Annotated in this window: 11 protein-coding genes; 1 reads left to right on the plus strand and 10 read right to left on the minus strand. The window is 40.0% G+C overall.

Features of this window, described 5'->3' with window-relative positions:
- Positions 1-220 precede the first annotated feature (220 nt).
- From QCD85_RS01955 to QCD85_RS01975, 5 genes are all read right to left on the minus strand, one after another.
- Positions 221-1,081 carry an SDR family oxidoreductase gene (locus QCD85_RS01955; protein WP_301261487.1) on the minus strand — a complete coding sequence of 287 codons (861 nt, stop codon included), beginning with the start codon at positions 1,079-1,081 and terminating at the stop codon, positions 221-223.
- Between the two features lie 326 nt (positions 1,082-1,407).
- Entirely contained in the window at positions 1,408-1,833 is a 426-nt protein-coding gene (locus tag QCD85_RS01960; protein WP_301261488.1) for a hypothetical protein, read from the minus strand.
- A gap of 225 nt (positions 1,834-2,058) precedes the next feature.
- The gene (gene mdh / locus QCD85_RS01965) at positions 2,059-3,003 is read right to left on the minus strand and encodes a malate dehydrogenase (RefSeq protein ID WP_273615530.1); all 945 of its coding nucleotides are present in this window, start codon (positions 3,001-3,003) and stop codon (positions 2,059-2,061) included.
- A gap of 12 nt (positions 3,004-3,015) precedes the next feature.
- Positions 3,016-4,311 (minus strand): NADP-dependent isocitrate dehydrogenase, encoded by a 1,296-nt coding sequence (gene icd / locus QCD85_RS01970; protein ID WP_273615529.1) that lies wholly within the window; start codon positions 4,309-4,311, stop codon positions 3,016-3,018.
- Between the two features lie 249 nt (positions 4,312-4,560).
- A complete protein-coding gene (locus QCD85_RS01975; RefSeq protein ID WP_273615528.1) occupies positions 4,561-5,673 on the minus strand; it encodes a citrate/2-methylcitrate synthase in 1,113 nt (370 codons plus the stop codon).
- 383 nt (positions 5,674-6,056) lie between these two features.
- Between QCD85_RS01975 and ytvI the strand changes: the two genes are divergently transcribed.
- Complete coding sequence (gene ytvI / locus QCD85_RS01980; protein WP_273615527.1) at positions 6,057-7,172, plus strand: sporulation integral membrane protein YtvI; 1,116 nt, start codon at positions 6,057-6,059, stop codon at positions 7,170-7,172.
- A gap of 220 nt (positions 7,173-7,392) precedes the next feature.
- On the opposite strand, the gene QCD85_RS01985 is transcribed toward ytvI, so the two are convergent.
- From QCD85_RS01985 to accD, 5 genes are all read right to left on the minus strand, one after another.
- Positions 7,393-7,803, minus strand: a complete 411-nt coding sequence (locus QCD85_RS01985) for an FxsA family protein (RefSeq protein ID WP_373461944.1) — start codon at positions 7,801-7,803, stop codon at positions 7,393-7,395.
- A gap of 30 nt (positions 7,804-7,833) precedes the next feature.
- Entirely contained in the window at positions 7,834-8,352 is a 519-nt protein-coding gene (locus QCD85_RS01990; RefSeq protein ID WP_301261949.1) for an acyl-CoA thioesterase, read from the minus strand.
- Positions 8,353-8,475: 123 nt separating this feature from the next.
- Complete coding sequence (gene pyk, locus QCD85_RS01995) at positions 8,476-9,903, minus strand: pyruvate kinase (protein WP_204824835.1); 1,428 nt, start codon at positions 9,901-9,903, stop codon at positions 8,476-8,478.
- Between the two features lie 159 nt (positions 9,904-10,062).
- Positions 10,063-11,163 (minus strand): acetyl-CoA carboxylase carboxyltransferase subunit alpha, encoded by a 1,101-nt coding sequence (locus QCD85_RS02000; protein ID WP_273615525.1) that lies wholly within the window; start codon positions 11,161-11,163, stop codon positions 10,063-10,065.
- On the minus strand, positions 11,164-12,063 hold the full coding sequence (gene accD / locus QCD85_RS02005) for an acetyl-CoA carboxylase, carboxyltransferase subunit beta (RefSeq protein WP_273615524.1): 900 nt from the start codon (positions 12,061-12,063) through the stop codon (positions 11,164-11,166).
- Positions 12,064-12,111: the final 48 nt, after the last annotated feature.

Genomic DNA, 12,111 nt, shown 5'->3' on the forward strand with positions numbered 1-12,111 from the left:
AAAGGTAACATATTTCAGTGGTATATATCACTTATCATAACAAGTATTATCATACCAGAGGTTGTAGAATAAGTCGCTTTCATCGATCGGATGATATTTGGGCTGCATTCAAAAAAAGACGATAGAACAGGTCAATTATGCCTGCTCTACCGCCATGATATCTTTATTGTTATATGAATATCTTTTCTGTTGTATTCTGTATCTTTATATAATATGCAAATTAACCGTTAATGATCTCGCCACCATTAACATGAATAATTTGACCACTAACATAAGAAGAATCTGTACTTGCTAGGTATACATAAGCTGGAGCGACTTCTTCCGGTTGACCCGGACGCTTCATCGGTTGACTTGCTCCGAATTTGCTTACTTTTTCTTCGTCAAATGATGCAGGAATCAATGGTGTCCAGATAGGCCCTGGAGCAACTGCATTGACACGAATTCCTTTTTCTACAATATTCATCGACAATGCACGTGTAAAGGCTGTAATTGCACCTTTGGTAGAAGAGTAATCTAGCAATACCGGTTCACCGCGATACGCTGTAACTGATGTAGTATTGATAATCGTAGAACCTTCTTTAAGATGTGGAACAGCTGCTTTGGTGATAAAGAACATACCGAAAATGTTAGTACGGAAAGTACGTTCCAATTGCTCTGCTGTAATATCTATAATACTTTGTTGTACATGTTGTTCTGCTGCGTTGTTAACGACAATATCAAGCTTACCTAATTCGGATACCGTTTGTTCTACCGCTTGTTTGGCAAAAGATTCATCTCCTATATCGCCTGGAAGTAGAATACATTTGCGTCCTTCTTGCTCTACAGCCTTTTTGGTTTCTTCTGCATCGCTGTGTTCATCTTTATACACAATCGCTACATCTGCACCTTCTTTGGCATACAAGACGGCTACAGCACGACCAATACCGCTATCCCCACCTGTAATGATTGCTACTTTATCTTTAAGCTTACCTGCTGCTTGATAGGCAGGTGCTTTATATTCTGGACGTGGAGTCATTTCCGATTCGATACCTGGTTGTTTTTCCTGATGTTGTGGAGGTAATGTTTGTTCTTCGCTAGACATAATGAATTCTCCTTTCGAATATGAAAATGGATAATTTACACTTACAATAACGTAGATCCCGTTGTTGCTTCCGTCCATTATTACCACTGTCTATACATGTTTAAACATCTATTTTTTACATTTTTTTATGTATTGAAATTCAATATTTAGGGTAAATATCCTTACCTTTTATCACTGAAACAGATCTCATAATATAAAAACCTTAATACATAAAAAACCGTCACTGATAATAGCAACGGTTTTTGACGTAAAACATTATGTGTATGGATTGATCCATCTTGGTCGATGGTCTACTATGTGTGAATTACCCATTGAATAGAATTCGTTTAAATAATATCGCGGAATACCATAAAGAAACTAATAACAACCAGACACACTGCCAGAATCATACTCAATGAACGAATTTTACCGGTATGAGCTGTAATACTTTTGTTCTCGTTAATATCTGCTAATGCTAAGCGCAAAGGCTTGCCTATAATGCCACCGATTGCTGCAATCGCCAAAAATAGCACGAATACTACAACCATCCAAGCGACAGAATAATTGCCTTTGGTCATTAAATATCCACCTGTTAACAACTGTACAATCAATCCAAATTGAGCGATTCGATTTAATGTACGAATTAGCTCAATACTACCTGATTGTGCTTCTGCTGAGCCATTTGCTAATTTACTTGTTACAACAGGTAAAAACAAGTAAAAACCCATCGATAACGCTCCCAAAATGTGTATAAACACCAATACTTCAGCCATGATAGAACCTCCTCTCATTTCATCAATCACAGACCATCACTACTGCTCTGCTATACTTCATTATTTTAACGGATGATGATATGAAAATACATATTTTCGCCTTAATTTTATCGACTATTGTGTCTATTTTTTGTCATATCGACAAAAGTATGTCTATATTCAATCTGAACAAAATCATAACAAAAAAGGCCTCCACATAAGGTGGAAGCCTTTTTGTACTCACTTTTAAACGTTCACGATTTGGATCACACTACGGACAGAATCAGCGGATTTCTCAAGAGCTGCTTTTTCATCGGAGGTCAATTCCAATTCAAAGATTTTCTCAATACCACCGCCACCCAGAATAGCAGGTACGCCCATAAAGAGATCGTTATAACCGTATTCGCCTTCTAAATAAGCAATGATCGGTAGAATACGCTTTTTGTCTTTAAGAACAGCTTCTGTCATTTGTACCAGTGACGCTGCCGGCGCATAGTAAGCACTACCATTGCCGAGCAGATTCACAATTTCGCCTCCGCCTACACGGGTGCGTTGTACAATTTCTTGAATCCGTTCTTTGGAGATCAATGTATCGATCGGGATACCACCGACGCTAGAATAGCGTACCAGCGGCACCATATCGTCTCCATGACCACCTAATACAAATCCGCGTACATCTTCTACAGATACATTCAATTCTTCTGCAATAAAAGTACAATAGCGCGCTGTATCCAGTACACCGGATTGTCCAATCACACGATTTTTGGGGAATCCCAAAGCTTGATAAGCTACATAAGTCATCGCATCTACCGGATTACTCAAAATAATCACAATCGCATCTGGAGAATACCCTTTGACTTGTTCGCATACCGACTTCACGATTCCTGCATTTGTGTTGACTAGATCATCGCGGCTCATGCCCGGCTTACGAGCGATACCTGCTGTGATAATAACTACATCCGAAGATGCTGTATCTTCATAATCAGATGTCCCTTTAATCTGGCTGTCAAACCCTTGTACAGGGCTAGCTTCCATCATATCGAGCGCTTTACCTTTTGTTGGGTTCTCCAACTGTGGAATATCAACCAGTACTACGTCACCAAGTTCCTTTTGAGCAAGCATCAAAGCTGTAGTGGCACCGGTAAAACCAGCACCGACCACTGTGATTTTTTTGCGCTTAATGACGGTCATAGGTTTATCCTCCTACATGTTTTCGATGATTTTGTCAGCGAACTCAGAGCATTTCACTTCTGTAGCGCCATCCATTAGACGAGCAAAGTCATAAGTGACTGTTTTGTTGTTGATTGATTTTTCTAGACCTTTGTAGATCAATGCAGAAGCATCGTTCCATCCCAAGTGATCCAACAACATTACGCCAGACAAGATAACAGAACCAGGGTTCACGACATCTTTGTCTGCATATTTAGGAGCTGTACCATGAGTCGCTTCAAAAATAGCATGTCCTGTTACATAGTTGATGTTTGCGCCCGGTGCAATACCGATTCCGCCTACTTGTGCAGCAAGAGCATCAGACAAATAGTCACCGTTCAAGTTCAATGTAGCAATTACATCAAATTCATTTGGACGAGTAAGTACTTGTTGCAAAGCGATATCAGCAATCGCATCTTTTACGATGATTTTGCCAGCATCTTCAGCTGCTTTTTGCGCTGCATTTGCTTCGTCTGTACCTTTTTCTTCTTTGATCTTGTCATATTGTGCCCAAGTGAACACTTTATCTCCGAATTCTGCTTCAGCCACTTCATAACCCCAGTTTTTGAAAGCTCCTTCAGTAAATTTCATAATGTTTCCTTTGTGTACCAAAGTTACTGTTTTGCGGTTGTGATCAATTGCGTATTGAACAGCAGCGCGAACCAGACGTTTGGAACCTTCTTCAGATACAGGCTTAATACCAATACCTGATGTTTCAGGGAAACGGATTTTGTTAACGCCCATTTCGTCTTTTAAGAATTTCAATACTTTTTTCACTTCTTCTGTACCTTCTTGGTACTCGATACCTGCATAGATATCTTCTGTATTCTCACGGAAAATAACCATATCTACCAATTCAGGACGTTTTACAGGAGAAGGTACACCGTCAAAATAACGAACAGGACGAAGACATACATATAGATCTAGTTCTTGACGAAGTGCTACGTTCAATGAACGAATACCACCACCGATAGGTGTAGTCAAAGGTCCTTTGATCGCTACAATATATTCGCGAATCGCTGTCAGCGTATCAGCTGGCAACCACTCATCGTATGTATTGAATGCTTTTTCGCCGGCAAATACTTCATACCAAGCAATTTTTTTGGAACCGCCGTAAGCTTTTTCTACTGCTGCATCCAATACACGTACAGATGCTTTCCAGATATCGCGTCCTGTACCATCACCTTCAATAAAAGGGACGATCGGGTTATTAGGTACGTTAAGAACTCCATTATCAATTGTGATTTTCTCACCAGTAGTAGGTAATTCGTATTTTTCAAACTTAGGCATAATCATGTTCCTCCTTAAGGGATATGGCTGTGACATCATCAGAGAAGGCGTTTACACATGATGAAAAGAAACTTGGAATAACTGATACGTTTGAGTATCATGTACTCGCTCGTTTCTTCTCATCGCTAGGCATGATACAACCATTTTGTATATGCTCACCTTCACAGACATGCACAGTTCTGTATTTTATTTTACCAGACGTTGGGTCATATGAGAAATATCTACTTGTTTATAATTAAAAATTTACGATTAACGTTGTTCAATCGGAATATATTTTTGATCAACCGGCCCTACATATTCTGCACGTGGACGGATAATACGGTTGTTTTCGTATTGTTCCAAAATATGTGCAGACCATCCAGACACACGACTGATTGCAAAAATAGGTGTGAACAAGTTACGCGGAATTCCTAGCATTGTGTATACAGAAGCAGAATAGAAATCAACATTTGGTTTCAATCCTTTGCTACCTGTTACAATTTCTTCGATCCGAATACACATTTCGTATAGGCTCAAATCGTTATTCATTTCGCCTAACTCTTTAGACATTTTTTGTAAATGCTTAGCACGAGGATCACCATTTTTGTATACGCGGTGACCAAAGCCCATGATTTTTACTTTATTGTCGAGTTGTTCTTGGATGTAACTTTCTAGACGATCCATCGAACCGATCTCTTCTAGCATTTTCATAACGGCTTCATTTGCTCCGCCATGTAGTGGCCCTTTAAGCGCACCAATCGCTGAAGTGATACCGGAATGAATATCAGACAATGTAGCTACTGTTACACGAGCAGCAAAAGTAGACGCATTCAATTCATGATCTGCGTGCAATACTAGCGCTTGATCCAAAGCTTTCACTGCTGTGTCTTCAGGCTCTTCGCCATTTAACATATACAAGAAATTATGAGCAATCGATACGCCTTTTTTAGGAGCAACCGGCTCTTTACCAGCAGCGATACGTCCAAGTGCAGCTACGATAGCAGGCAATTGTGCTTGTAATTTTACGACTTTTTTATGGTTCGCTTCTTGGCTCATATCTTCTGCTAGATCATCATATAGAGCAAGAGCAGAGATCGCACTACGAAGAGCTGCCATCTGATTCATATCTTTAGGATAAAGTTTCATTTGCGCAATCAATGGTTCCGGTAAGGTAGCATATTCATCTAGATCTTTTTGCAATTGATCTAGTTCTGCTTGATTTGGAAGTTTACCAAACCACAACAAATAAGCCACTTCCTCAAAACTTGCGTTAATGGCTAGGTCATCGATATCGATTCCACGGTATGTAAGTACGCCGTCGACGATCGAACTAATAGATGAGCTTGCTGCAACAACGCCTTCCAATCCTTTAGTAGCTGTCATATTACTCTCTCCTTTGCAGAACGGAATGATTGAGATTTTGCCCATTTTCGGGAATGAAAACATTTACATTTTTAAATATGGAAAATTTTAAAAACTAGATATTGAGGTCCCTCACAATTGTTGAAAAGAGTTCTAATGATCCAAACACCTACCATTAACCTTCCAAGGACCTTCACTCATCATACTTTATTTTGACGGAGTTGTGAACAAAATGAAGACTGTTTGTGACATTAAATTGTTTTATCATCGCAATAAGAATTTTTTTGTAACCCCTTACAGTATCAATTATAAGCCCTTTCGTTTCAAAAGTCTTGTCTGCCGTTTAACATCATATATGATGCTGATTACATAATTACTATATTGAACATAAGGAGATCAATTCATTGAACATTATGATCCGTAATCGGATTTTACGTGGAATATGGGTGCTTGTAGCAATTATTATCACTGCAATTGCTGTGCGTTACCTGTTTCCACTTCTGTACCCGTTATTGCTTGCATGGTTATTCGCTTATGCGATGAATCCGTTAGTTAGACTTCTACAGAATCGTGCTCACTTTCCACGCTGGTTAGCAGTCTCGCTCTCATTGCTTGTTTATTTTGGTGGTCTGCTCGCTTTACTTTCGTTTTTGGTAACAAGATTGGTTCAACAAACTATCACTCTTATGCAAACATTCAACGATCATATGGATAGCTGGCGTCAAATGTTTGTAGGCTGGACGAAAAACGATAGCCTGCAAAATATCACTAATCAAATCAATGGTTTTCTGAAAGAAACTCCTTATGGAGATACGATCAACAACAATCTAGACCAGACTACACAAAGTCTTTCTAGTACGATTAGTGGTATTGTTACAGGGATTCTGAATTATTTACTCGATTTTCTAACCGCATTACCTAACTTTGCCTGGATTATTGTCGTTATTGTGTTATCTGCCTTTTTTATCAGTAATAGCTGGGAAAAACATACCCGTATCGTAGCTGGATGGTTTCCTTCGAATATTAGACTGACGATGGTTACGATTTGGCGGGATTTGCAAAAAGCATTGTTCGGATATGTACGTGCTCAATTTATTTTGATCTCGATTACAGGCATTATTGTGATTATTGGACTATTTATTTTGCGTGTTGAGTCTGCTCTACTGATTGGTCTACTGATCGGTGCTGTAGATCTACTGCCCTATCTTGGAGTAGGAATTGTAATGATCCCATGGGCGATCTATACCTTTATGAGCGGCGATATTAGCTTGGGGATTGGTCTAAGTGTACTTTATGTCATTGTATTGATTGTACGGCAGATTATGGAGCCTAAAGTGCTAGCCAGTAGCGTAGGTCTTGATCCTTTAGCCACTTTAATCAGTATGTTTGTCGGCTTAAAGTTATTTGGCGCATTAGGTCTATTGATCGGGCCGGTCACACTGGTGATTGTCTCTGCGCTTAATCGTGCGAATGTTTTCCGTGATCTGCGTAACTATATTGTCAATGGCAAAGCGAGATAATTCATTGCATCACAGAAATAGTCTAACTACACTATTCATACCAATCAAAATAGATATCTTATAATGGTATACCAAAACAGGCAGTACTTTTAGAATCTAACTTCTAAAGTACTGCCTGTTTGTTATGATGGATCGCTATCATCAGCATGATCATATATCTGAATGATGATTGATAGTGGTCATACTATTTACAGAGTCAACATCATGACTACTTATACTATTATTGACCACCACGATGAATAGTAATACTGCCCTTTTTCATACGCTTCTCTATCCAGCGTAATAACAGATTCCGATAGATAGGACGTGTTAGTGGAAAAACAAGGGTGAACCCGATAATATCCAAAATAAAACCAGGCAAAACAAGCATCACTCCACCTACAAAAACACATAGGCCGTCTAACATTCGCCGTCCCGGTGGTTCGCCAGCATCCATTTGCTTTTTGGTATCTTCGATCACTTTACGTCCTTCAAATCTCATCATTAATATACCTACCAGTGAAGTGGTCAGCAAAAGAATAAGTGTATTCCAACCACCGATCCATTCAATCATCTGTAAAAAAACATACCATTCTAGGAGCGGTACGATAATAATAAATGCAATAATCCATTTGCCGATTCCTTTACCCAAACGTACCTCTCCTTTCTCAATCCCAACCCATTACATCTGTAAAGATTCTACAAGTGCATAATACAACGCTGGCACTTGTTTATCAAGTCGCACAGGCTTGAAGTCTTTATTAACCCAGACATGTCTTGTAGAACCGCTGGTTAAAGGCTCACCGGGTAATAGTTCGTCTGCTTTGAAGATAGGGCGCTCTCCAGAAGATGAGGAATCTCCAACAGAAGTATCATGCTCATCTAACAGATGAATTTTGTACTCATAATCAATCCGTAGCTTAGAAAACTCTGTTATACGGGTATAGATTGCTACACGATCATCATATCTTGCTGGATGTCCATATGACAATGACGCATCGATTAATGGTAACAATAATCCTGCGGCTTCCATATCCCTATAACGGAATCCCAGATCCCGAATCATTTCTGTACGTCCCAATTCAAACCAGTTCAAATAATTCGTATGATACACCACACCCATAGGATCATTTTCTTGATAACGTACGCGAAAAGCAATACCATGCCAATCGCTAGGTAAATGTAATTGTTCTTTTGCCATCATGCTGTACCTCTGCTTTCATTTCAAAATGTGAATATCTCTATAAAAATCATCAAAAAAAGCAATGGAATGATCCACTGCTTTCTCTGATGTCATACTATCTTGCTATTAATTAATGTGAAATTATGATTTAGCAGGCATTTGAGCTACTTTGATCAAGTTCGTAGAACCGGATTGACCCAAAGGAATACCCGCAGTAATAACAACCAAATCGCCTTCTTTTAGAAGACCTGAATCATGTCCACCTTGCAAAGCAATTTCAAACAACTCATCTGTAGAATGAGCTTGTGTACCTTTAACAGGCAATACACCCCATGCTAGAGAAAGACGACGCATTGTTTGATCCAATGTAGTTACTGCGATAATTGGAGATTGAGGACGGTATTTAGAAACCGTACGTGCAGTATGACCGGATTCTGTAGAAGAAATGATCGCTGCTGCATTCAAATCCATAGCAGAGTTTGTTACAGATTGACTGATTGCTTCAGTTACTGTTGTTTGTTGAGCATGCGTTTGTTTTAAGAACAATTCGTGATAGTTCAAAGCAGACTCTGCTTTTTCAGCAATACGGGACATTGTCAATACAGATTCAACTGGGTATTTACCAGCAGCTGTTTCACCAGAAAGCATGATAGCATCTGTACCGTCAAAGATAGCGTTCGCTACGTCACTTGCTTCAGCGCGAGTAGGACGCGGGTTACGTTGCATCGAATCCAACATTTGTGTAGCTGTAATAACTGGTTTCCCTACGCGATTACATTTTTCGATCATGCGTTTTTGTACCAATGGTACTTCTTCCGCAGGAATTTCTACGCCCAAGTCACCACGAGCAACCATCAAACCGTCAGATACCGCAAGGATTTCATCCAAGTTGTCGACACCTTGTTGGTTTTCAATTTTAGAGATGATGTGGATATGGCTACCACCTTTGCTTTCTAACAATTGACGGATTTCAAGAACATCGCTTGCTTTACGTACAAATGAAGCTGCGATAAAGTCTACACCCTGCTCGATACCGAAGATAATATCGTTAGCATCTTTTTCTGTAATACCTGGAAGTGAAATGTTTACTCCTGGTACGTTAACGCCTCTACGACTTTTGATTTGTCCACCGTTAACGATACGGCATTTAATTTCAGTACCTTGAATTTCAACAACTGTCAAACCGATCAAACCATCATCGATCAAAATTGTTGAACCGACTTCAACGTCACTTGGAAGGTCTTTGTAAGTAACGTGCATACGGTGTTGGTCACCCAAAATGTCTTCTGTAGTCAAAGTTACATATTCATCTTGAACCAATTCAACTGGCTCTTCTTTAAATTTACCGGTACGGATTTCAGGACCTTTGGTATCCAGCAGGATGGCTACTGTTTTACCTAGTTCTTTGCTAGCTTGTTTAATGTTCTTAACGCGGTTACCATGCTCTTCAAAATCACCATGAGAAAAGTTTAGGCGAGCTACGTTCATACCTGCCATAATTAATTTCTTTGTGTTTTCTAAAGATTCACTTGCCGGTCCGATCGTACATACAATTTTAGTTTTACGCATAATTGATTTTCCTCCGTTTTTAAAGGTCTCTCTTTATTTTGTTTTCCCAACATGACTTGCCGAAACCATTCAACAAGCCCCAACAATTAAATCTACTACAGTTTGCCTACTTTGTATAGAAGATTGTCAAAATTCCTCAGAAATTGTGGAAAAGCTATCTTACGAATGACGTTTGGAACGCGAAGATTTAGTAGCTACTTTCTCTTCTTCATTCCCAAGAATAGGCTCCACATCAGATTGCAATTCTTCTTGAGGCTGATCTTCTATATTGACTTCCGATCTACTCGCTGGCAATGTTCCCATCGCTTGCTCTGTAAACTCACCGATTTTGCGGAATTTCTGATAACGATCTTCAATCAACGCTTCTGCACTCATTTGAGAAAGTTCACGCAAATGAACAAGCAGATGTTTTTTGATCGCTTCACCTGTTTCTTCATAATCTTTGTGCGCTCCGCCGCGAGGTTCAGGAACGATATCTTCGATTACTTCCATCCGTAGCAGATCTTCCGCTGTAATCTTCATCGCTTCCGCTGCTTGATCGGCTTTGGATGCGTCTTTCCAGAGGATAGAAGCTGCACCGTTTGGCGAAATCGCTGAGTAAATCGCATTTTCTAACATAAGTACACGGTTACCTACACCAAGTGCCAAAGCACCGCCACTACCGCCTTCTCCGATCACTACACAGACTACAGGAACACGCAATTTTGCCATTTCCCATAGGTTACGAGCAATCGCTTCAGACTGTCCGCGTTCCTCTGCTGTATTACCCGGATAAGCACCCTTGGTATCAATAAATGTAATAATCGGACGTCCAAATTTCTCCGCTTGCTTCATCAGACGCATCGATTTACGGAATCCTTCAGGATGTGGGCTCCCAAAAAAGCGAGCGATATTGTCTTTGGTATCTTTTCCACGTTGATGACCAATAATCGTCACCGGATGACCATCCAATTTGGCAATACCACCAACAATCGCTAGATCATCGCCATACATACGATCACCATGCAACTCCATAAAATCACTAAAAACAATCGAAATTAAATCGAGTGATGTAGGACGCTGTTGATGTCTTGCCAGATGCATTTTCTGTGCCGGTGAAATCTGAGTGTATATTTCACTTTCCATCTGACGATAACGTTCTTCCAAACGTGTAATCTCATCGTTGAAATCTATTCCTTTTTCTTGTCCGAATTGCTTTAACTCGTCAATTTTTTTGCGCATTTCAACGAGAGGCATTTCAAAAGGCATTTCTCCTGCCACTTAAAATCCCCCTTTTCCACTGTGAAAATCTAATAATTGAGATAAAGTAGACTTCATCTCTTTGCGGTGAATGACCATATCTAGCTGACCATGTTCCATATTGAATTCTGCTGTTTGGAAATTATCTGGTAATTTTTGGCGAATCGTCTGTTCAATAACGATACGTCCAGCAAATCCGAACAATGCTCCAGGTTCAGCAATATTAACATCTCCAAGCATTGCAAAACTGGCAGATACGCCGCCCATCGTAGGATCAGTAATTACAGAGACATACAGTCCTCCATTTTCTTGAAAACGAGCTAACGCTGCACTTGTTTTGGCCATTTGCATCAGACTCAAAATACTTTCCTGCATCCGCGCTCCACCAGAAGTCGAGAAAATAATCATCGGAATCTTACGCGCATCTGCATGTTCAATCGCACGAGTGATCTTTTCTCCAACAACCGAACCCATACTGCCACTAAAAAAGTCAAAGCTCATTACAGCAAGTACTGCCGGTTGACCATCGATTAGACCTTCTCCTGTAATCACCGCATCACGCAGACCAGAGTTCATTTTCTGTTGCTCTAGCTTGCTTGCATATCCAGGAAATTTCAAAGGATCTTTGGACTCCATACGAGCATCCATTTCTGTAAACTGTCCATCATCCACAGTCATCATAATACGGTCAATCGCATTAAGACGCATATGGTAACCACAGTTAGGGCAGACTTTCAGGTTTTTCTCCAGCTCTTTACTATAATGAATCGTGCCGCATTTGCTACACTTGTTCATCAAGCCTTCTGGAATTTCACGCTTAGGACGTTCCTGCTGTTCTTCAGTAGACTCTGTGTCATTCCCCCAACGTTGGGATGGAATGGTTGCATATTTTTTTTTCTTTTGAAATAAATCTCTAAACACAACTACACCTCTCCAGCCGTATACGCATTCCGCTATTCATGGAATTCA

Source organism: Paenibacillus sp. PsM32 (genome assembly GCF_030433815.1).
In the GTDB taxonomy this organism is placed as follows: domain Bacteria; phylum Bacillota; class Bacilli; order Paenibacillales; family Paenibacillaceae; genus Saccharibacillus; species Saccharibacillus kyungheensis.

Coding starts and splice junctions, on each gene's coding strand:
- pyk (WP_204824835.1), bottom strand. CDS start 9,903: ATGCGTAAAACTAAAATTGTATGTACGATCGGACCGGCAAGTGAATCT.
- QCD85_RS01955 (WP_301261487.1), bottom strand. CDS start 1,081: ATGTCTAGCGAAGAACAAACATTACCTCCACAACATCAGGAAAAACAA.
- mdh (WP_273615530.1), bottom strand. CDS start 3,003: ATGACCGTCATTAAGCGCAAAAAAATCACAGTGGTCGGTGCTGGTTTT.
- QCD85_RS01990 (WP_301261949.1), bottom strand. CDS start 8,352: ATGGCAAAAGAACAATTACATTTACCTAGCGATTGGCATGGTATTGCT.
- QCD85_RS01960 (WP_301261488.1), bottom strand. CDS start 1,833: ATGGCTGAAGTATTGGTGTTTATACACATTTTGGGAGCGTTATCGATG.
- icd (WP_273615529.1), bottom strand. CDS start 4,311: ATGCCTAAGTTTGAAAAATACGAATTACCTACTACTGGTGAGAAAATC.
- QCD85_RS01975 (WP_273615528.1), bottom strand. CDS start 5,673: ATGACAGCTACTAAAGGATTGGAAGGCGTTGTTGCAGCAAGCTCATCT.